Source organism: Achromobacter sp. NPDC008082 (genome assembly GCF_042957345.1).
Lineage (GTDB): Bacteria > Pseudomonadota > Gammaproteobacteria > Burkholderiales > Burkholderiaceae_B > Achromobacter > Achromobacter kerstersii_A.
In genome coordinates this window covers 163,743-183,706 of record NZ_JBIBIB010000002.1, presented here as the reverse complement: position 1 = coordinate 183,706, position 19,964 = coordinate 163,743, and the positions used below count along the sequence as shown (strand labels likewise).

Annotated in this window: 17 protein-coding genes; 12 read left to right on the top strand and 5 right to left on the bottom strand. The window is 65.0% G+C overall.

Going from position 1 to position 19,964, the window contains the following annotated elements; all coding sequences use genetic code 11:
• Both ACFZAI_RS07890 and ACFZAI_RS07885 read left to right on the top strand, forming a co-directional pair.
• Window positions 1-1,128 carry a CaiB/BaiF CoA transferase family protein gene (locus tag ACFZAI_RS07890; RefSeq protein ID WP_391566411.1) on the top strand — a complete coding sequence of 376 codons (1,128 nt, stop codon included), beginning with the start codon at window positions 1-3 and terminating at the stop codon, window positions 1,126-1,128.
• 95 nt (window positions 1,129-1,223) lie between these two features.
• Window positions 1,224-2,633: an APC family permease gene (locus ACFZAI_RS07885; protein ID WP_391566410.1), complete on the top strand. Its 1,410-nt coding sequence runs from the start codon at window positions 1,224-1,226 to the stop codon at window positions 2,631-2,633.
• A 55-nt stretch (window positions 2,634-2,688) separates the two neighbouring features.
• On the opposite strand, the gene ggt is transcribed toward ACFZAI_RS07885, so the two are convergent.
• Window positions 2,689-4,455, bottom strand: a complete 1,767-nt coding sequence (gene ggt / locus ACFZAI_RS07880; RefSeq protein WP_391566409.1) for a gamma-glutamyltransferase — start codon at window positions 4,453-4,455, stop codon at window positions 2,689-2,691.
• A 156-nt stretch (window positions 4,456-4,611) separates the two neighbouring features.
• Between ggt and ACFZAI_RS07875 the strand changes: the two genes are divergently transcribed.
• Window positions 4,612-5,517 (top strand): LysR family transcriptional regulator, encoded by a 906-nt coding sequence (locus ACFZAI_RS07875; RefSeq protein WP_391566408.1) that lies wholly within the window; start codon window positions 4,612-4,614, stop codon window positions 5,515-5,517.
• An 82-nt stretch (window positions 5,518-5,599) separates the two neighbouring features.
• Here the strand turns inward: ACFZAI_RS07875 and ACFZAI_RS07870 are convergent, their stop codons facing one another.
• The gene (locus ACFZAI_RS07870; RefSeq protein ID WP_391566407.1) at window positions 5,600-6,592 is read right to left on the bottom strand and encodes a tripartite tricarboxylate transporter substrate binding protein BugE; all 993 of its coding nucleotides are present in this window, start codon (window positions 6,590-6,592) and stop codon (window positions 5,600-5,602) included.
• 244 nt (window positions 6,593-6,836) lie between these two features.
• Between ACFZAI_RS07870 and ACFZAI_RS07865 the strand changes: the two genes are divergently transcribed.
• Window positions 6,837-7,736 carry an AEC family transporter gene (locus tag ACFZAI_RS07865; RefSeq protein ID WP_391566406.1) on the top strand — a complete coding sequence of 300 codons (900 nt, stop codon included), beginning with the start codon at window positions 6,837-6,839 and terminating at the stop codon, window positions 7,734-7,736.
• Between the two features lie 130 nt (window positions 7,737-7,866).
• Here the strand turns inward: ACFZAI_RS07865 and fumC are convergent, their stop codons facing one another.
• On the bottom strand, window positions 7,867-9,261 hold the full coding sequence (gene fumC, locus ACFZAI_RS07860; RefSeq protein ID WP_391566405.1) for a class II fumarate hydratase: 1,395 nt from the start codon (window positions 9,259-9,261) through the stop codon (window positions 7,867-7,869).
• A 164-nt stretch (window positions 9,262-9,425) separates the two neighbouring features.
• Here fumC and tsaE point away from each other — a divergent pair, with 164 nt between their 5' ends.
• Window positions 9,426-9,965, top strand: a complete 540-nt coding sequence (gene tsaE / locus ACFZAI_RS07855; RefSeq protein ID WP_391566404.1) for a tRNA (adenosine(37)-N6)-threonylcarbamoyltransferase complex ATPase subunit type 1 TsaE — start codon at window positions 9,426-9,428, stop codon at window positions 9,963-9,965.
• On the top strand, window positions 9,893-11,275 hold the full coding sequence (locus ACFZAI_RS07850) for an N-acetylmuramoyl-L-alanine amidase (protein WP_391566403.1): 1,383 nt from the start codon (window positions 9,893-9,895) through the stop codon (window positions 11,273-11,275). Before tsaE ends, ACFZAI_RS07850 begins: the two co-directional genes overlap by 73 nt.
• 72 nt (window positions 11,276-11,347) lie before the next feature.
• On the opposite strand, the gene ACFZAI_RS07845 is transcribed toward ACFZAI_RS07850, so the two are convergent.
• Window positions 11,348-11,983: a VTT domain-containing protein gene (locus ACFZAI_RS07845; RefSeq protein WP_156336307.1), complete on the bottom strand. Its 636-nt coding sequence runs from the start codon at window positions 11,981-11,983 to the stop codon at window positions 11,348-11,350.
• Window positions 11,984-12,086: 103 nt separating this feature from the next.
• Between ACFZAI_RS07845 and mutL the strand changes: the two genes are divergently transcribed.
• A complete protein-coding gene (gene mutL, locus ACFZAI_RS07840) occupies window positions 12,087-14,144 on the top strand; it encodes a DNA mismatch repair endonuclease MutL (protein ID WP_391566402.1) in 2,058 nt (685 codons plus the stop codon).
• A gap of 1 nt (window position 14,145) precedes the next feature.
• The gene (gene miaA, locus ACFZAI_RS07835) at window positions 14,146-15,117 is read left to right on the top strand and encodes a tRNA (adenosine(37)-N6)-dimethylallyltransferase MiaA (RefSeq protein ID WP_391566401.1); all 972 of its coding nucleotides are present in this window, start codon (window positions 14,146-14,148) and stop codon (window positions 15,115-15,117) included.
• Between the two features lie 86 nt (window positions 15,118-15,203).
• Here miaA and purM read toward each other — a convergent pair whose 3' ends face one another.
• Complete coding sequence (purM, locus tag ACFZAI_RS07830; protein ID WP_391566400.1) at window positions 15,204-16,253, bottom strand: phosphoribosylformylglycinamidine cyclo-ligase; 1,050 nt, start codon at window positions 16,251-16,253, stop codon at window positions 15,204-15,206.
• Between the two features lie 419 nt (window positions 16,254-16,672).
• Here purM and hda point away from each other — a divergent pair, with 419 nt between their 5' ends.
• From hda to ACFZAI_RS07810, 4 genes are read left to right on the top strand one after another with little or no spacing between them, the layout of a single operon-like run.
• Complete coding sequence (gene hda, locus ACFZAI_RS07825; protein ID WP_054420587.1) at window positions 16,673-17,374, top strand: DnaA regulatory inactivator Hda; 702 nt, start codon at window positions 16,673-16,675, stop codon at window positions 17,372-17,374.
• Window positions 17,371-18,069: an HAD family phosphatase gene (locus ACFZAI_RS07820; protein ID WP_054420586.1), complete on the top strand. Its 699-nt coding sequence runs from the start codon at window positions 17,371-17,373 to the stop codon at window positions 18,067-18,069. The genes hda and ACFZAI_RS07820 overlap by 4 nt, the downstream gene beginning before the upstream one ends.
• Entirely contained in the window at window positions 18,070-19,461 is a 1,392-nt protein-coding gene (gene pcnB, locus ACFZAI_RS07815) for a polynucleotide adenylyltransferase PcnB (RefSeq protein ID WP_391566399.1), read from the top strand. It abuts the gene before it with no gap.
• Between the two features lie 16 nt (window positions 19,462-19,477).
• Window positions 19,478-19,954: a 2-amino-4-hydroxy-6-hydroxymethyldihydropteridine diphosphokinase gene (locus tag ACFZAI_RS07810; RefSeq protein ID WP_391567090.1), complete on the top strand. Its 477-nt coding sequence runs from the start codon at window positions 19,478-19,480 to the stop codon at window positions 19,952-19,954.
• Window positions 19,955-19,964 lie beyond the last annotated feature (10 nt).

Here is a 19,964-nt window from a genome sequence, read left to right as displayed (position 1 = left end):
ATGGCCCCCACCCTACCGAATGCCGGCGCGCTTGCCGGGTGCAAAGTGATCGACCTGTCCCGCGTGTTGGGCGGCCCGTATTGCACGCAGATTCTGGCCGACCACGGCGCCGACGTGCTGAAGATCGAGCCGCCCGGCGGCGATGAAACGCGCGGGTGGGGCCCGCCCTTTCTGGGCGACACGGCGTCGTACTTCGTTGGCGTGAACCGCAACAAGGACGGCATGACGCTGGACTTGTCGCAACCCGCGGGCCGGGAATTGCTGCGCCATCTGCTGGCCGATGCCGACGTGCTGGTCGAGAACTTCAAGCCCGGCACCCTGGAAAAATGGGGCTTGGGTTTCGACACGCTAAGCCAGGCCTTCCCCAAGCTGATCCATTGCCGAGTCAGCGGATTCGGGGCCGATGGCCCGCTGGGCGGTTTGCCGGGTTATGACGCCTGCGCGCAAGCCATGTGTGGCCTGATGAGCGTGAACGGCGAAGCGGATGGCGACGCCACCCGCGTCGGCCTGCCGGTGGTCGACATGGTGACGGGGCTGAATGCGGCCGTCGCCATTCTGCTGGCCTTGAACGAGCGCACCCGCAGCGGCCTGGGCCAATTCCTGGACATCACGCTGTACGACTGCGCGCTGTCGCTGCTGCATCCGCACGCGCCCAATTACTTCTACAGCGGCAAAGTTCCCCAACGCAGCGGCAATGCGCATCCGAACATCGCGCCCTACGAAACGCTGCCTACCGCCAGCGGCCCGATCTTCCTGGCCGTGGGCAATAACCGCCAATTCGCACAGATGGCGCAGGTGCTGGGCGCGCCAACGCTGGCAACCGATACGCGCTACGCCCACAACGCCGATCGTCTGCAAAACCGGCAGGCGCTGCGTGATGAATTGTCCGCCCTGCTGGCGGACCAGAACGCGGCGGAACTGGCCGACCGCCTGCTGCGCGCAGGCGTGCCGGCTGCTGCCGTGCAGACGGTGGACCAAGCGCTTGCGCATCCGCACACGAAGCATCGCGGCATGGTGCTGCAACACGGCGACTACCAAGGCGTGGGCTCGCCCATCAAGCTGTCGCGCACGCCCGCCACGCTGCGCAAGCTGCCGCCGGCGCTCGCGCCAACGAATCCCAACAACTAAGACATTTCGTTGCACCGCTGTAGCATCGTCCGCAACCTCCTCCCCTTAGACTTTTCGGGTCGACTCCCCCAAGTCCAAGAAAGAGGAGAAGGACCTTGGCTACAAACGAAACGAAAAGCCCAGTCCAGCAAGATGGACAAGCCCCGCTCAAGCGGGTGATGGGACCCAAGCTGTTGTTGTTGTTCATCGTGGGCGACATCCTTGGCACCGGTGTGTATGCGTTGACCGGACAGGTCGCCGCCGAAGTGGGCGGCGCGGCCTGGGTGCCTTTTCTGGTGGCGTTCGCCGTCGCATTGCTGACCGCGCTGTCGTACCTGGAACTCGTCACCAAGTACCCCAAGGCGGCCGGCGCGGCGCTCTATGTGCACAAGGCGTTTGGCGTGCACTTCCTGACCTTCATCGTCTGCTTCACCGTCATGTGCTCGGGCCTGACGTCCGCCGCCACGGCCTCGCAGGCGTTTGCCGCCAACCTGTTCGCGGCATTCGGCATCAAGGCCGACAAGGCGTGGATTACGTTCGGCGCGTTGGGCTTCATGCTGCTGGTGATGCTGGTGAATCTGCGCGGCGCAGCCGAAAGCGTCAAAGCGAATGTGGTGCTGACGCTGATCGAATTGTCTGGCCTGCTGATGGTGATCTTGCTGGGCTTCTACGCCATGTCGGAAGGCAAGGCGGATTTCTCGCGCGTGATCGCGTTCGATACGCCTGAAGACAAGAGCGTGTTCCTGGCCGTGACGTCGGCCACCGCGCTCGCCTTCTTCGCCATGGTCGGCTTCGAAGACTCGGTCAACATGGCCGAGGAAACGCATAACCCCAGCCGCATTTTCCCGAAGGTGATGCTGACCGGCCTGGGCCTGACCGCCGTGATCTACACGCTGGTGTCGATCTGCGCCGTGGCGCTGGTGCCGGTAGGCGAACTGGCCAAGAGCTCGACGCCGCTGGTGCTGGTGGTCAAGCGCGCAGCGCCCGGTCTGCCGGTGGAATACATCATGCCCATCATCTCGATGTTCGCGGTAGCGAACTCGGCGCTGATCAACATGATGATGGCCAGCCGCCTGCTGTATGGCATGTCGCGCCAAGGCGTGCTGCCGGCATTTCTGGCGCACGTGCATCGCAAGAACCAGACGCCGTGGACAGCCATTCTGTTCACCACCGTACTGGCGCTGGCCCTGATTGTGCTGGTGGCGCTGGCGGACTCCGAAGCCATCCGCGCGCTGGGCGGCACAACGGCCTTGCTGCTGCTGGGCGTGTTCGCCTTCGTCAACGTGGCGGTGCTGGTGCTGCGGCGTGACAAGGTCAAGCACGAACACTTTCGCATCAACCGCATCATCCCGTGGCTGGGCGCGGCGGCCTGCCTGTTCCTGGTCACGCCGCTGACGGGCCGTGACGTAATCCAGTATCAAGTGGCGGGCTGGCTGCTGTTGCTGGGCGTGGTGATGTGGGGCGTGACGTATATGGCGCATCGCCGCGAAGCGCGCATGGAACTCGATCCGGCGTCGTTGGAATAGTCGTTGGCAGCAGCGGGCTGCATCAGCCGCCCGCTGCCATCGGAACCAATCCGATTCAGCCCCCCGCCGCCAGCCCTTCGCGGCGCGGGTCCACGCCCCCTTGCAAACCATCGTCATCGATCACGATGCCGTGAATGCCGCTGGGGAATTCGGTGATGCGCACGGGGTGTCCCATGGCTTCAAGCGCGGGCGCCAAGGCTTCCAGCGCCGTGCCTTTTTCAAGCTCGGTTTCCTTGTTGCGGCTGCCCATATTGGGCAGCGCAATAGCCGTCTGGATATCCAGCTTCCAGTCCAGCACCCCCACGATAGTCTTGGCCACATAGTTGATGATGGCGCTGCCGCCGGGCGAGCCCACCAGCATCACGGGCTTGCCGTCGCGCAGCACGATGATCGGCGCCATTGCGCTGCGCGGGCGCTTGCCCGGTTCGACGCGGTTAGCCACGAGCCGGCCCTCCGGGTCTTTGAACGACGATGAGAAATCCGTCATCTCGTTATTCAGCAAGAAGCCGCGCACGAAGATCTTGCTGCCGAATTCACTTTCGATGGTGGTCGTCATGGACAACGCATTGCCCTGCTTGTCCACCGCCACCAGATGGCTGGTGGACGGCAATTCCAGCGCGTTGTCGCGGCCGAGCGTCAGCAGCTTGCCTTCGGGGTCGCCGGGCAGCGCGACCTTCATGCTGCGATCGGGTTTGATCAGCGCGCCGCGTGCGCGCAAGTAGGCGGGGTTCAGCAAAGCGCTTACCGGCACGTTGACGAAGTCCGGGTCGGCCACGTAGAAGTCGCGGTCGGCAAACGCCAGCCGGCCGGCTTCAGAAAAGTAGTGCACGGCCTGCACCGAGTTCGGCGCGTAAGTGGCGATGGGGTACTGCTCAAGCTCGCCCAGCATCTGCAATACCGCGATGGGGCCGCTGCTGGGCGGCGCCATGCCGCACAGCTGATAGCCGCGATACGCGCCGCACACGGGCTCGCGCGTCTTGGCGCGGTAGCTTGCCAGATCGTCCAGGCTCAGGTCGCCCGGCGTGGCGTGGCCATGCACGGCGGCCACGATGTCGCGCGCGATGTCGCCCTGGTAGAAAGCATCGGCGCCCTGCTTCGCCACCGCACGCAAGGTGCGCGCGAACTCGGGGTTCTTCAACACATGGCCCACCGGCCACGCCGCGCCATCGGGCGCATAAAAGTACGCGGCGGCCGCCGCCTGTTTGGGCAGGGCCTTGTTGCCCGTCAGCAGCGTATGCAACCGTGGCGACACGGCAAAGCCCTGTTCGGCCAGCCGGATGGCGGGCTGGAACAAATCGGCCCAAGGCAGCACGCCGCCTTCCTTGTGCGCGAGTTCAAGGCCGCGCAGCAGACCCGGCACGCCCACCGACATGCCGTTGTTGACGGCCTGCGCGAACGGCAGCGGTTTGCCATCGGCTTGCAGAAAGCGATCCGGGCGCGCGGCGGCAGGCGCGGTTTCGCGGCTGTCGTAGGTTTGAATGCGGCCGGTCTTGGCCGAATACAGCACCATGAAGGCGCCCCCGCCGATGCCGGATGATTGCGGCTCGACCAGGTTCAGCACCAGCTGCGTGGCAATGGCGGCGTCCACCACGCTGCCGCCTTGGCGCAGCATTTCCTCGCCAGCTTGCGTGGCCAGCGGATTAGCCGACACCATCATGAAGTGCGGCGCGCGCACCAACGCGCGGGCGCGGGCGCCGCTGGCGGCTTCGGGGTTGATGTCTTCAACCGCCTGCGGCCCGCGCGCCCACGCGGCGGGCGGGGCCACAAGTTCAGCCAGGGCAGCGGCAAGCAGGAAGGCGGCGGCGGGGCGGCAGGCGCGCATGATCAGCTCCGAAGTGAGGCCGGTAGTTCGGCAGGCGTTCATGATAGTCAAGCCAACCGCCGCTGTCGCGCCAGCGCGATGGTTTTGTCACGGTCAGCCCGACATCTGCGCATCCGACATAGAATCGCGGTTCTGGTCTCTCTTATGCCATCTGTCATGCGCCTGCGTCACATCGAAATTTTCGAAGCGATCCGCCGTACCGGGTCCCTGACCGAAGCGGCGGCGGCGCTGCATATTTCGCAGCCCGCCGCCAGCAAATTGCTGGCGCATGCCGAAGCACAGCTGGGCTTCAAACTGTTTGAACGCGTCAAGGGCCGGCTCGTCGCCACGCGCGAGGCCGAAATCCTGACGCCCGAAGTCGCGCGCTTGAATCAGGATCTGAACAGCGTGCGCCGGCTGGTCGCCAGCTTGCGCGACCGGCCCAACGGGCATCTGCGGCTGGGCTGCGCGCCCGCGCTCGGCCTGGGGCTGCTGCCCGGTGTGGTGCGCGACAGCCGCGATGCGCAGCCGGGCATCACCTTTGATATCCACACCCATCACAGCACCGAACTCGTGCAAGGGCTGCTGACGCGCGAGCTGGACCTAGCCATCACGTTTGACACCAACGACTATCCGGGCCTCACGCGGATGGGACTGGGCCATACCGAACTGGTGCACTTGAGCCGCAAGCCCGCGTCGGGGCCGATGCCCTTGTCGGAACTGGCCGGGGTATCGCGCGAGACGCTGATTGTGCTGGATGCCAGCGATGCCTCTGGCGCGCTGCTGCAAATGGCGCTGGATGCGCAAGGCCTGGAGCCGCAAGTCGCCATCCAGGTGCAGACGCATTACGTGGCGTGCGCGCTGGTTGATGCGGGTTGCGGCGACGCGATTGTCGACGCCATCACGGCGCAGGCGATGCTGCGCCCCGGCATGAACCTGCGCCGCCTGGACCCCGCGCTGCGCGTGCCGATCAGCATCATGGTGCGCAATCAAGATCCGCTGTCGGCACTGCATCGCGACCTGATCGACCGCCTGCGGGCCGCGTGCGATGCAAGCGGTGCGGCGCTGGATGCGGCGGCGTGAGCATAAAAAAACGGGCGCCTGAAAACAAGGCGCCCGCTCTGTGGTGGCCGAAGCGGGCTTCATAGCCCGCCCCCGCGCAGCATCAGTCCAGCTTGATGTTCTGCTTCTTCACCACGTCTTGAGCCCAGTCATACTGCTCTTTGATTTCCTTGGCGAACTCTTCCGGCGTGTTGCCCGACGGCGCCGAGCCTTGATCGTCCAGCGCCTTAATGACCTTCGGGTCCTTCAGGGCCACGACAGCCGCGTCACGCAGCTTGTTCACGACGTCCATCGGCGTGCCCTTGGGGGCCAGCAGACCGTACCAGACCGGCTGGTTCAGCACCGGGAAGCCAGCGTCCTTGAACGTGGGCACACCCTTGACCGAAGCGATCTGCTCGGGCCATGCAATCGCCATGGCGTTCAGCTTGCCCGCCTGGATTTGCGGCATCGAGGACGGCAGGTTGTCGAACAGGATTTCGATCTGGCCGCCGACGGCGTCCGCCACGGCCGGGCCCGAACCCTTGTACGGCACGTGCACGATGTCGGTGCCCGTGGCCATCTTGAACGATTCGCCCATCAAGTGCAGCACGCCGCAGGTGCCCGAGCTGCCATAGGAGTACTTGCCCGGGTTCTTCTTCAGCTCTTCGATGAAGCCCTTGAAGTCCTTGGCCGGGAACTTCGGGTTCACGGCAACCACGTTCGCGGTGTTGGCGAAGTTGGTGACCGGCTGGAAGTCCTTGATCGGGTCGTACGGCAGGTCCTTCGGACGGCATGCCGGGTTGACGGCCATCGTCGACACCGTGGCGATCGACAGCGTGTAGCCGTCGGCATCCGCGCGCGCGGCTTCGGATGCGCCAATGGCGCCGCCTGCGCCGCCCTTGTTTTCCACAACCATCGGCTGGCCAAGTTCCTGGCTCATGCGCTGCGTCACCAGGCGCGCGATGATGTCGGTGGAACCGCCGGGCGCGAACGGAACGATCACGCGGATAGGCTTGCTGGGATACTTGTCGGCAGCGTGCGCGACAGTCGCGCCAAAGGTGCCAACGGCGCCAGTCGCCACGGCGATAGCCACGGCCAGGGAGCGAACTTTATTCATAGATGTGTTTCCTCCAAGATTTGCGAGCCCGTATGTAAACGGCCCGTTTTGAGATGGTCCCGTCTGTAGACGGCCAGCAGATAACGGTGGGAGCGCATTGCTTCTGTGCAGCGTGTGTGGCGCTGCTTTTATGAGTTGCTTGTGGCAGACGCGCCCGCCAGAATGACGGAGAATAGCAGCAAATGCTTACACACGCATAGCGCGTTCATCCTCCGCCAACGGCCCATAAAAACGACTCTGCCTCATGTCGGTTGCTCTTCTGGTTTTCCCTGATTTCATGCTGGTTGCGCTCGGTTGGGCGTTGCGACACAAGCTAGGTTTCACGCGCGAATTCTTTGCCGGCACCGAGCGGCTTGTCTACTTCGTGCTGTTCCCCGCGTTGCTGTTTCAGTCCATTCTGCGCACGCCCATTACAGCGGGCAACGCCGTCGTGCTCTTGCAGGCGACGGCGGCTGTGGTGGCGGCGGGCGTCGCGCTGTCGTGGCTGGCGGGGCTGGTGTTGCGGCCATCATCGCTGGGGCTGGCGTCGTCGGCGCAATGCGGTTATCGCTTCAACACGTATATCGGCTTGGCGCTATCGGCCAGCCTGGCAGGCTCGGCGGGCCAGACGGTGATGGCGCTCATCATCGGCTTCGCGGTGCCCATGGCCAACGTGGCCGCCGTCTACGGACTGGCGCGCCACAACGGCGGCAACCTGCTGCGCGAGCTGGCGCGCAATCCGCTGGTGGTGTCCACCTTGCTGGGCCTGGCCTGCAACCTGGCGGGCTTGCACTTGCCGGGGCCGGTCGACACGGTCTTCGCGCGGCTGGGTGCGGCGGCTTTGGCGCTGGGCATTCTGTGCGTGGGCGCCAGCCTGGCATGGGAAGGCGGCAAGGGGTATGGAACGTTGATCGCGTGGATGCTGGCGGTCAAGCTGGTGGCGCTGCCCGCGGTAGCGTTGGGCGTGGCGCACCTGCTTGGGCTGCCGCCGCTTGAAGCGCGCATGCTGCTGTTGTTCGCAGCCTTGCCCACGGCCTCCGCCGCGTACGTGCTGGCGATGCGCATGGGCGGCGATGGCCGCATGGTGGCGGTGCTGATTTCACTGGGTACGCTGTGCTCGGCGGCCACGATTCCGATGTGGCTGCTATTGGCCGGACAGGGCTGACCGGTGACCAGTGAACATCGCCGCTGAGTAAAAACCGGCCAATAAAAACGTTCAATAAAAAGCCGCCCAATTCACATTGGGCGGCCCTGTGAGTCGCCGGCTTTCAGCAGGCGGGCGTCGTGTCGTGCAATTACGCCTTGTGCGCGTTGGTCATCGAACCCGGCACCACCCATTCCGCGAATTGCGCCTCGGTCACGTAGCCCAGCGCCAGCGCCGATTCCTTCAACGACAAGCCTTCCTTGTGCGCCTTCTTGGCAATCTGTGCGGCCTTGTCGTAGCCGATGTGCGGGTTCAGCGCCGTCACCAGCATCAACGAACGATCGACCAGTTCAGCAATGCGCTCGTGGTTAGGCTCAATGCCGGCCGCGCAGTGCTCGTTGAAGCTGGCCATGCCGTCCGTCAGCAAGCGCACGGATTGCAGGAAGTTGTGGATCACCAGCGGCTTGAACACGTTCAGTTCGAAGTTGCCGCTGGCGCCGCCGATGTTGATGGCCACGTCGTTGCCCAGCACCTGCGCGGCCAGCATCGTGATGGCTTCGCACTGCGTGGGGTTGACCTTGCCCGGCATGATCGAGCTGCCCGGTTCGTTTTCCGGAATGCTGATTTCGCCCAAGCCCGAACGGGGGCCGCTGGACAGCCAGCGCACGTCGTTGGCGATCTTCATCAGGCCCGCGGCCAGCGACTTCAGCGCGCCGTGCGCGAACAGCAGCGCTTCGTGCGAGGCCAGCGCCTGGAACTTGTTGGGAGCCGACACGAAGGCCGTGCCGGTGGCGTGCGCCAGGTCGGCGGACACCTTGGCGCTGAATTGCGGATGCGCGTTCAGACCGGTGCCAACCGCCGTGCCGCCAATGGCCAACTGATGCAGGCCCGGCAGCGTGGCGCGAATCTGCTGTTCGGCCAGATCCAGCTGCGCCACATAGCCCGACAATTCCTGGCCCAGCGTCAGCGGCGTCGCGTCTTGCAGGTGGGTGCGGCCGATCTTGACGATGTCATAGAACTTGGCGCTCTTCTCGGCCAAGGTCGCGCGCAGCTTTTTCAGCGACGGCAGCAGGTGGTGTTCGACTTCCACGGCGGCCGCCACATGCATGGCGGTCGGGAACGTGTCGTTGGACGATTGGCCGCGGTTGACGTGGTCATTCGGGTGCACCTTGCGCTCTTCGCCGCGCACGCCGCCCAGCAATTCCGAAGCGCGATTGGCCAGCACTTCGTTCATGTTCATGTTGCTTTGCGTGCCCGATCCGGTCTGCCAGACGGACAGCGGGAATTCATTGGGCCATTTGCCGTCGATGACTTCGTCGGCGGCGCGGATGATGCCGTCGGCGATCTTCGGGTCCAACTCGCCGAGTTCGGCGTTGACCTTGGCGGCCGCACGCTTCAAGCGCGCCATGGCGTTGACCAGGGGAACGGGCATCTTCTCGGTGGAAATCGCGAAAAAATGCAGCGAACGTTGCGTTTGGGCGCCCCAAAGGTGATCCTCGGGGACTTCGATGGGCCCAAACGTGTCTTTTTCGATGCGGGTCTTCATGGCGCGTACAACTCCGTGTGGCGGCTGTCAGTCGCAATCGGCGGCGTCCGCCTGAAGCGACATATTGAGAATAGCAATCAGTTATTAGATTAGCAGAAACCCGAATTCCTATAATTGCGAAAATCCGAGATCCCTCCACCGTTTTTTACCACTCGCCCCGCGCCATGTCCGCCCCTCTTTGCAGCCTGACGATGTACCTGCCCGACGAAGCCGCCACGGAATCGCTGGCGCGCGAGCTTGCCCCTTTGGTTTCCGGGGGACAGACCGGCCCGGCAGGCGCCTGCATCCACCTTCAAGGCGACCTGGGCGCAGGCAAAACGGCCTTCACACGGGCATTGTTGCGGGAATGCGGCATCACGGGCCGAATCAAAAGTCCTAGCTACGCGCTGCTTGAATCCTATAAAATTTCTAACTTATACTTCTATCATCTTGATTTTTATAGATTTAGTGATTCGCGCGAATGGTTGGACGCAGGATTTCGGGATTTACTGCGTGAAGACGCGGTGGTTTTGATCGAATGGCCGGAACGGGCCGAGGGCCTTTTACCCCCTCCCGACCTGCTGATTTCCCTGGCTTATGCCGATGAGGGACGCAACGCCACCCTGACCGCGTACACCGCTCGAGGACAAACATGGTTGAACGCGATTGTCCCCCCGCCCAAGACGGCGCCCTTCCCTCGGCAGGCGCCACCCGGCGCCGCCTGATCAGCGTAGCTGCCACTCTGCTCGTCCTGCCGGTTCTGCCGCGTCTGGCGCAGGCGGCTACCATCCTGGCCGTGCGTACCTGGCCGGCCGACGAATACACCCGGGTCACGCTGGAGCTCGACAGCGAGCTCAAAGCGGAACAATTCACGCTTGAAAACCCCCACCGGCTGGTGGTGGATATCGAAGGCCTGACCATCAGCGCCGCGCTGAACGACCTGGTTTCCAAAGTCCGCCCGGACGACCCCTATATCCAAAGCCTGCGCGTGGCGCAGAACCGCCCGAACGTGGTGCGGCTGGTGTTCGACCTGAAGCAGCCCGTGGCGCCGCAGGTGTTTACGCTCAAGCCCGTGGCCGATTACCAGTACCGCCTGGTGCTGGACTTGTATCCCAAGATCGCCCAGGACCCGCTCGTTGCGATTCTGAACAAGAGCGGCCCCGATGTGGACGACCCGCTGGCGCGCATCCTGGAAGACATCCAGCGCAACCCGGTCACCCGTGCCGACCCGCCGGAGCCGCCGCGCGTGCGCGGCCAGCAGCCCGCGCCGCCCCTGCCCACGGCTCCCAAGCCGCCGCCCGCCACCGCCAGCCGCGGCAAGCAGCGCATGCTGACCATCGCGCTGGACCCCGGCCATGGCGGTGAAGACCCGGGCGCCATCGGCAGCAGCGGCCTGCGTGAAAAAGATGTGGTGCTGCGCATCGCCCGGCGCCTGAAGGCGCTGATCGACAGCCAGCCCTATATGCGCGCCTACCTGACGCGCGACGACGATTACTTCGTGCCCTTGCATGTGCGTGTGCAAAAGGCGCGGCGGGTCCATGCCGACCTGTTCATCTCGATTCACGCGGATGCCTGGGTCAAGCCGTCGGCCAATGGCTCGTCGGTGTTCGCGTTGTCGCAGCGCGGCGCGACAAGCGCGCAGGCCCGCTGGATGGCTGACAAAGAAAACGCAGCCGACTTGATCGGCGGCGTCAACCTGGGCAGCCACGACCGCCAGGTCGCCAAGGTGCTGCTGGACTTGTCCACCACCGCGCAGATCAACGATTCGCTGAAGGTCGGCAACGCCTTTCTGGACGAGATCAAGAAGATCAACCGCCTGCACAAGAACAGCGTCGAACAGGCGGGCTTTGCGGTGTTGAAGGCGCCTGATATTCCGTCCGTGCTGGTCGAAACCGCCTTCATCAGCAACCCGCAGGAAGAAGCCCTGCTGCGCAGCAATTCGCACCAGGACAAGCTGGCCCAGGCCATGATGACCGGCATTCAGCGCTACTTCACCGCCAACCCGCCGCTGGCGCGGTTGGGCGACGTCAGCTGATTACGCTGAAGTAAAAAGAAAAGGGGCGATGCGCCGTCAAGCGCATCGCCCCTTTTTTCATGCTCTGGCGGTTTACGCGCGCCGAGACTTGATCAGCTTGAACACGCCCGCGCCCACCACCGGCACGATGGCGGCGGCCAGACCCAGCAGCACAATGGTGTTCAGGTGTTCGCGCACCAGCGGGATGTTGCCGAAGAAATAACCGGCCGCCACCAGGCTGACCACCCAGAACAGCGCGCCCAGGATGTTGAACAACTGGAAGCGCGACATCGGCATGTCGGCCACGCCCGCGACAAAGGGCGCAAACGTGCGGACGACGGGAATAAAGCGCGACATCACGATGGTCTTGCCGCCGTGCTTTTCATAGAACGCGTGCGTGCGCATCAGCGCGCCGCGGTCCAGGAAGCGCAGGTTCATCGAGAACACGCGTGGACCGATATAGCGTCCGATCATGTAGTTCAGCGTGTTCCCGGTAATGGCCGCCACAATCAGCAGCACCGCCATCAAGACCGGATCAATATGGCCTGTGGCGCCAAACGCGCCGGCAATGAACAACAGTGAATCGCCCGGCAGGAAGGGCAGCACGACCAGGCCCGTCTCGGCGAAGACAATCAGGAACAGCACCAGGTACACCCACACGCCGTATTGCGCGACCCAGACGCCCAGCGTCTTGTCGATGTGGAGCACCATATTGAAGAATTCAAGCATTCAGCAGCCCGGAAGGATCGGAGGAAGGAAATTTCCCAGCGACTATAGCCCACCCGCCCATGACGCTAAAATCGTCCACATAGCCCCACCAGACTTGAGCCTAATGACCGAACGCCGTTCCATTCTTGCGCTTCCCGACCTGCTCATCAGCCAGATTGCCGCTGGCGAAGTGATCGAGCGGCCCGCCTCCGTGCTCAAGGAAATCCTTGAAAACGCGATTGACGCGGGCGGTCGCGCCATCGAAGTGCGCCTGGAAGGCGGCGGCATCCGGCGGATTGCCGTCACTGACGACGGCGGCGGCATTCCCCCTGAAGAACTGCCGCTGGCGCTGGCCCGCCACGCCACCAGCAAGATCCGCTCGCTGAACGAACTGGAGTCGGTGGCGTCGATGGGGTTTCGCGGCGAAGCGCTGGCATCGATTGCGTCGGTCGCCCAGGTCACCATCATTTCGCGCACCCGCGACGGCGAACACGCCTGGCAAATCGACGCCGGCAGCATGCAGGTCAGCCCGGCATCCGGCCCGCCAGGCACCACCGTCGATGTGCGCCAGCTGTTTGACGCGGTGCCTGCACGCCGCAAGTTCCTGCGATCCGAAGCCACCGAGTTCGGCCATTGCGTTGACGCCATGGAGCGCATTGCGCTGGCGCATCCCCAGATTGCGTTCCGGCTGTTCCACCATGACCGCGCGCAGCGCCAATGGCTGCCCGCCGAGCCGCCGCAGCGCATCCGCGACGTGCTGGGCGCGGAATTCGCCGAACATGGCCTGCTGCTGTCGCATGCGGTTGGCACGGTGAGCCTGGCGGGCATGATCACCCGCCCCACTGCCGCCCGCGCCCGCGCTGACCGCCAATACCTGTACGTAAACGGCCGCTATGTGCGCGACCGCACCGTCAGCCATGCGCTGCGCGCGGCCTATGCCGACGTGCTGCATGGCGACCGTCAGCCCGCCTACGTGCTGTTCCTGGACATCGACCCCGCCGCCGTGGACGTGAACGTGCACCCGGCCAAACACGAAGTCCGCTTCCGCGACAGCGGCGCTGTGCACCGCTTCGTGTCGCATGCCGTTGGCCAGACGCTGGCGCAGACGGGCGGCTCGTCCGCGGTCACGCCCCCCGGCGCCTCCGCCGCACAGAACCCGCCGGAAGATGGCGGCTTTGAAACCGTGGCGCGTCCTGCTGAAAGCGGGCCGGCAAACGCAGCCCCTGTCCCGCCCCATCTCGCCCCTGACAGCGCCCCTGACAGCGCGCCTGACAGCGCCTCGCACAATGCCTCGCATAGCGTCTCGCATAATGCCCCGCACAGTGCGGCGGGCCACGCGGCAGCGTCGGCGTCCGCTGCGAACTCGCCTCGCCCCGGCTACGCCGGCGGCAACCCCTCAAACGCCGCGTATGGCCTGCGCCCGTCTCCCGCCCCGCAACGCGCCCACACCCAGGTGCCGTTCCGCTTGCACGCGGAGCCCGCCGGCATTCCCGCCGCGGATTGGCAATCGTTGTACCGCCCGCTGGGCGACGACACGGCCGCCAAGGTCACGCCAGTCAGTGAACCCCGCGCGGCCGCCACGCTGCCCGCCGATGAAGAACATCCGCTGGGCATGGCGCTTGCGCAGTTGCACGGCATCTACATCCTGGCGCAGAACCGCCGCGGCATGGTGCTGGTGGACATGCACGCGGCGCACGAACGCGTCGTCTACGAACAGCTGAAGCAGGCGCTGGACGCCCGCAGCCTGCCGCGCCAAGACCTGTTGGTGCCAGTCGTGTTCCACGCGCAGGAAAAGGACGTGGCCATCGTGGAAGAATTCGACGAACAACTCAGCGATCTGGGTTTCGAGATGCGCCCGTCAGGCCCCACGTCGATCGCCGTGCGTTCTGTACCCGCCATCCTGGCGCGCGGCGACATCGAAACGCTGGCCCGCGCCGTGCTGCGCGATCTGGGCGCGGTGGGCGTGTCGCGCTTGTTGACGGAGCAACGCAACGAGCTGCTGTCCACCATGGCCTGCCACGGCTCCGTGCGCGCCAACCGCAAGCTGACCATTGAAGAAATGAACGGGCTGCTGCGGCAGATGGAAGCCACCGAGCGCGCCGACCAATGCAATCATGGCCGCCCGACCTGGGTGCAGTGGTCGGTGTCCGACCTGGACAAGCTCTTTCTGCGCGGACAATAGTTTGCCGTCTTCCCTTACCCCTGCAAGCAATACGCCGCTGGTCATCTGCCTGGCTGGCCCCACCGCCGCCGGCAAAAGCGCGTCCACGTTGGCGCTGGCCGAGCGCTGGCCGATGGAAATCGTCAACGTCGATTCCGCCACGATCTATCGCGGCATGGACATCGGCACCGCCAAGCCGTCGCCCGAAGAACAGGCGCGCGTGCCGCAGCATCTGCTCGACATCCTGGACCCGGCGCAGTCGTATTCCGCCGCCGAGTTCCGCGCCGATGCGCTGCGCCTGATCGGCGAGATCCGCGCGCGTGGCCGCATCCCGCTGCTGGCGGGCGGCACGATGATGTACTACAAAGCGCTGCGCGACGGGCTGGACGACCTGCCTCAGGCCGATCCCGCCTTGCGCGCGGAGCTTGAAGCCCGCGCCGCCGTCCACGGCTGGCCGGCGCTGCACGCCGAACTGGCGGTGCTGGACCCCATCACCGCCGCGCGCCTGGCGCCCAACGACAGCCAGCGCATCCAGCGTGCGCTGGAAATCTGCCAATTGTCGGGCCAGCCGATGTCGGCGCTGCTGCAACGCGGCGAGCGCAAGCCGGACGACGACGCGAATCAATACCTGACGATCAGCCTTGAACCGTCCGAGCGCAGCGCGCTGCACGCACGCATCGAACAGCGCTTTGACGCCATGCTGGCGGCTGGCCTGCTGGATGAAGTGCGGGGCTTGCACGCGCGCGCCGATCTGCATCCCGGCCTGCCTTCCGTGCGCTGCGTGGGCTACCGGCAGATGTGGGCGCATCTGGATGGCGAGATCGATCTGGCCACCGCCCGCGAACAGGGCATTGCCGCCACGCGCCAACTGGCCAAGCGCCAGATCACGTGGCTGCGCGCCCAGCCCGAGCGCGTCATCGTGGATTGCCTGGCGCCCGACGCCGTGGCGCAGACCATCGATGCGGTAGCGATGGCGCTGGCAGGCAAGGCTTAAGCCGTCTTCCCCGCGTCGCCCATCCCAAAAACAAAAACCCGCCATCGGCGGGTTTTTTCATGCAAGGCCAAAGACCCGCGCGCGGTTTACACCACGAAGGTCTGCGCCATGCCTTCCGTCTGCTCGACGATTTCGCCAATCTTGTTGACGGTTTCGCCTTGCTCGCGCAGCGTGGCGGCGATGGCGTCGGCCTGAGCCGCGTCCACCACCAGCACCATGCCGATGCCGCAGTTGAAGACGCGGTGCATTTCGGTGTCTTCGACGCCGCCCTGCTCTTGCAGCCATTGGAACAGCTTGGGCATTTCCCAGCCGTCACGGTGCAGCTTGGCCGACAGGCCGGCTTGCAGAATGCGCGGCACGTTGTCCAGCAGACCGCCGCCAGTGATGTGGGCCAGGCCCTTGATGCCGGCGCCGTGCTTGGCCAGCGCGGCCAGCACTTGCTTCACGTAGATGCGCGTAGGCGCCATCACGACGTCAACCAGCGGCTGGCCGTGGAAGTCGTCAGTGGGCTTGGCGCCGGCGCGTTCGATGATCTTGCGCACCAGCGAAAAACCGTTGGAATGCACGCCGCTGGAGGCCAGGCCCAGCACCACGTCGCCCGGCTTGATGGACTTGCCGTCGATGATGGCGGCCTTTTCCACCGCGCCCACCGCAAAGCCGGCCAGGTCGTATTCGCCGTCCGGGTACATGCCCGGCATTTCAGCGGTTTCGCCGCCGATCAGCGCGCAGCCCGACAATTCGCAGCCCTTGGCAATGCCGCCCACCACCGACGCCGCCGTGTCCACCGAAAGCTTGCCGCAGGCGAAGTAGTCCAGGAAGAACAGGGGTTCAGCGCCCTGCACCAGGATGTCGTTGACGCTCATGGCGACCAGGTCGATACCCACGGTGTCGTGGCGGTTCCACTCGAACGCCAGGCGCAGCTTGGTGCCCACGCCGTCGGTGCCCGAGACCAGCACGGGCTCGTTGTACTTCTTCGGCACTTCGAACAAGGCGCCAAAGCCGCCGATACCGGCCAGCACCCCGGGGCGCATGGTGCGCGCGGCGAGGGGTTTGATACGGTCGACCAGGGCGTCGCCTGCGTCGATGTCGACACCGGCATCGCGGTAGGTCAAGGGGGCTTTAGGTTGATTCGTCATGAGAAATGCCGTGGGGTATGTAACAATTGCTGGGAATTTGGTGGAACGCCCTGCATTTTACGATGTTGCGGCGTTGAGCAGGGATCGAACCGGCCGCGCGTGGGGATTGCGGCAGGGGCCGGTCTGACCGGCCAGGGGGCAAAAAAGGGCGCAAACCCAAGCCAGGCAAAGCCCTTGGGCGCGACACCATCCCCCCAGGTGGTTTAAAGTGTCGGGTTGGCCGGTATGGATTTTGCCAGTTTCTGACGGATAGCGCCTGGAAAGGCCTTGCTCCGGCCCCTTGCTTCACCGTTTTTTGGCTTTTCCGGCAACACCGGCATGTCCTGCGCCGCTGCGCGCCCCCGCGATGCAATCGTCGTGCCGGGCCGTGTTTGTGCCGGGCTGCGGCAGTACCGAACCAGCCTGATTGATAACCTCTCATGAACCGCCAGCTGCTGCTCGACGTTCTTCCCGCGCCAGCGCCATCGCTGAACAACTACATCGCCGGCCCCAACGGGGAAGCGCTGGCAGCCGTGCGCGCGCTCAATCCGGGCCGCGCCCTGTATATCTGGGGCGCAGCCGGTTGTGGCCGCACGCATCTGCTGCGCGCGCTGACCGCCCGCCCCGACGCCGTCTTCATCGACCCCGCCAAGGGCGAAACGATGCTGCGCCGCCTGGCCGAAGCCGATTCCAAATCGCCCATGCCCAAGTTCGTGGCGGTGGACGACGTGCACCGCATGGACGACACCCGCCAGGCCGCGCTGTTCGCGCTCTACAACCGCTGGCGTGAATCCGCCGCCACCGGCCGCGCCTTTGCGCTGGCCTTGGCGGGCGACCGCGCCCCGCTATCGATGCCGCTGCGCGAAGACCTGCGCACCCGGCTGGGCTGGGACCTGGTGTTCCGCCTGGACCCGCTGTCAGACGCCGACAAGCTCGCCGCGCTATCCGCGCAGGCCGCCGAACGCGGCATGCATCTGGCGCCTGAAATCATCAACTGGATGTTGATTCACCACGAACGCGACATCCGCAAACTGGCCGCGCTGATCGACGCGCTGGACCGCTATTCCCTGGCCACCGGCCGTCCCATCACCTTGCCTTTGTTGCGGGCCATGCTCGCAGACCCTGATTCACAACGCACATGACCTCCCGACGTCTCGCCCTGTTCGACCTGGATCACACCCTGTTGCCGCTGGATAGCGACTACCAATGGGCCGACTATCTGGCACGCACGGGCCGTGCGGGAGACCCGGACGAAGCCCGCCGTCAGAACGACGACCTGATGGACCGCTACAACCGCGGCGAACTCACCGCCGAACAGGCCGCCGAGTTCATGCTGGGCCTGCTGGCGGCGCATTCTCCTTATGACCTGGCGGACTGGCACGAAGAATTCATGCGTGAAGTCATCCGCCCGTCCATCACCGCCGACGCCCGCGCGCTGGTGCAATCCCACCTGGATGCTGGCGACCTGTGCGCCATCGTCACGGCGACCAACAGCTTCGTCACCGCCCCCATCGCCCGCGCCTTTGGCGTGCCGCATTTGGTGGCGACCGACGCCGAATACCTGAACGGCCGCTACACCGGCCGCATCCTGGGCACGCCCAGTTTCAAGGAAGGCAAGGTGGTGCGCGTGAACGATTGGCTGTCCGCGATGCGCCTGGGGCTTGCGGATTTCTCCGAATCGTTTTTCTATAGCGATTCGGTCAATGATGTACCGCTGCTCGAAAAGGTGACCCGTCCGATCGCCGCCAACCCCAGCCCGACCCTGCGCAATATCGCTCAGGAACGTGGCTGGCAAGTGATCGACTTGTTCGACCACATGGAAGACTCGAAGTCCTAAATGATCACTGACACCATAAAAAAATTCGTCGGCCGCTTGTTCGCGCCGGCACCCCGGGGGCCGTTGCGCATCGAGCGCGACAAGCACGGCATCGACCGCCGTAACGTTTCGCGCCACGCCATCAAGGTCTGCGAAGTGCTGCGCCAGCACGGCTATGACGCCTTTATCGTCGGCGGCGCCGTGCGCGACCTGATCGTGGGGCTGGAACCCAAGGACTTCGACGTGGCCACCAACGCCACGCCCGAACAGATCCGCCCGCTGTTTCGCCGCGCCCGTATCATCGGCCGCCGCTTCCAGCTGGTGCACGTGGTGTTCGGACAGGAAATCATCGAAACGTCCACCTTCCGCGCGCCCGCCTCGGAAGAGCAGGAAACCGACGAGCACGGCCGCATCCTGCGCGACAACGTGTTCGGTTCGCAGGAAGAAGACGCCAAGCGCCGCGACTTCACGATGAACGCGCTGTACTACGACCCGCACAACGAGGAAGTCATCGACTACCACAATGGCGTGGCCGACTTGAAAAAGCGCCAGGTCCGCATCATTGGCGACCCGGTCAAGCGTTACCGCGAAGACCCGGTCCGCATGCTGCGCGCCGTGCGTTTTGCCGCGAAGCTCAATGGCACGATCGACCCGGCCACGCGCCAGCCGATCAGCACCATGGCCGAGCTCATTGAAAACGTGCCGGCGTCGCGCCTGTTCGACGAAATGCTGAAGCTGCTGACCTGCGGCCACGCCATGGATTGCCTGCGCCAGTTGCGCGCAGACGGTCTGCATAACGGCTTGCTGCCGTTGCTGGACGTGGTGCTGGAACAGCCGGGCGGCGAGCACTTCGTGGAACTCGCGCTGGAACGCACCGACGCCCGCGTGCGCGCCGGCAAAACCATCAGCCCCAGCTTCCTGTTCGCCGCGCTGCTGTGGCAGCAGGTGGACGTGCGCTGGAAGCAGCTGCGCGCCCAGGGCGAGCACACCATTCCCGCGCTGTCGCAAGCGGCGGATTCCGTGCTGGACGAACAGACCGAAAAGCTCGCCATCCAGCGCCGCTTCTCGTCCGACATGCGCGAGATCTGGTTCATGCAACCGCGTTTCGAACGCCGCATGGGCAAGACGATTTTCCGCATGATCGAGCAGCCGCGTTTCCGCGCCGCCTGCGATTTCCTGCAACTGCGCGCCGCGGCCGGCGAGTTCGACAGCGTGCTCGCGCAATGGTGGATGGACTTGGCTAACGCCGACGACGTCACCCGCGCCGACATGATCGAAGAAGTCTCGCGCCTGCCGCGTGAAGCGGGTGATGGGGGTGGCGTCGGTGGCGCAGGCCCGTCCACGTCGTCAGGCCCGCGCAAGCGCCGCCGTCCGCGCCGTTCGCCGTCGCGCGGCCCGTCCAGCGCCGAGTAACACCGTGTCGTCTGCCATGGTCCGCGCGTATATCGGCCTGGGCGCCAACCTGGGTGACGGCGCGGCCACGCTGCGCCATGTGCTGAGCGAACTGCAAGCCACGGACGGCATCGCCGCCGTGACAGCATCGCCGTTCTACCGCAGCGCGCCGGTCGAGGCCACCGGCCCCGACTTCGTCAACGCCGTGGCGGCGCTGGATACGCATTTGCCGCCGTTGGCCTTGCTGGACGCGCTGCAAGCGCTGGAAAACCAGCATGGCCGGCAGCGTCCTTATAAGAACGCGCCGCGCACGCTGGACCTGGATCTATTGCTGTACGGGGATAGGCCGATGGATCACGAGCGCCTGATCCTGCCGCATCCGCGCATGCATCAACGGGCGTTTGTGCTGCTGCCGCTAAGCGATCTGGTGCCGGAAATCAGCGTCATGGGACGGCCGGTTTCAACGTGGATTGCAGAGATCAAAGATCAGCCGATCGAGCGAATTGCGGATTGAGGGATGCGGG

Bases quoted from the DNA above. Each gene is read 5' to 3' on its own strand.
- ACFZAI_RS07890 (WP_391566411.1), top strand. From the start codon at position 1: ATGGCCCCCACCCTACCGAATGCCGGCGCGCTTGCCGGGTGCAAAGTG.
- ggt (WP_391566409.1), bottom strand. From the start codon at position 4,455: ATGCGCGCCTGCCGCCCCGCCGCCGCCTTCCTGCTTGCCGCTGCCCTG.
- ACFZAI_RS07875 (WP_391566408.1), top strand. From the start codon at position 4,612: ATGCGCCTGCGTCACATCGAAATTTTCGAAGCGATCCGCCGTACCGGG.
- ACFZAI_RS07870 (WP_391566407.1), bottom strand. From the start codon at position 6,592: ATGAATAAAGTTCGCTCCCTGGCCGTGGCTATCGCCGTGGCGACTGGC.
- ACFZAI_RS07865 (WP_391566406.1), top strand. From the start codon at position 6,837: ATGTCGGTTGCTCTTCTGGTTTTCCCTGATTTCATGCTGGTTGCGCTC.
- fumC (WP_391566405.1), bottom strand. From the start codon at position 9,261: ATGAAGACCCGCATCGAAAAAGACACGTTTGGGCCCATCGAAGTCCCC.
- tsaE (WP_391566404.1), top strand. From the start codon at position 9,426: ATGTCCGCCCCTCTTTGCAGCCTGACGATGTACCTGCCCGACGAAGCC.
- ACFZAI_RS07850 (WP_391566403.1), top strand. From the start codon at position 9,893: ATGGTTGAACGCGATTGTCCCCCCGCCCAAGACGGCGCCCTTCCCTCG.
- ACFZAI_RS07845 (WP_156336307.1), bottom strand. From the start codon at position 11,983: ATGCTTGAATTCTTCAATATGGTGCTCCACATCGACAAGACGCTGGGC.
- mutL (WP_391566402.1), top strand. From the start codon at position 12,087: ATGACCGAACGCCGTTCCATTCTTGCGCTTCCCGACCTGCTCATCAGC.
- purM (WP_391566400.1), bottom strand. From the start codon at position 16,253: ATGACGAATCAACCTAAAGCCCCCTTGACCTACCGCGATGCCGGTGTC.
- hda (WP_054420587.1), top strand. From the start codon at position 16,673: ATGAACCGCCAGCTGCTGCTCGACGTTCTTCCCGCGCCAGCGCCATCG.
- ACFZAI_RS07820 (WP_054420586.1), top strand. From the start codon at position 17,371: ATGACCTCCCGACGTCTCGCCCTGTTCGACCTGGATCACACCCTGTTG.
- pcnB (WP_391566399.1), top strand. From the start codon at position 18,070: ATGATCACTGACACCATAAAAAAATTCGTCGGCCGCTTGTTCGCGCCG.
- ACFZAI_RS07810 (WP_391567090.1), top strand. From the start codon at position 19,478: ATGGTCCGCGCGTATATCGGCCTGGGCGCCAACCTGGGTGACGGCGCG.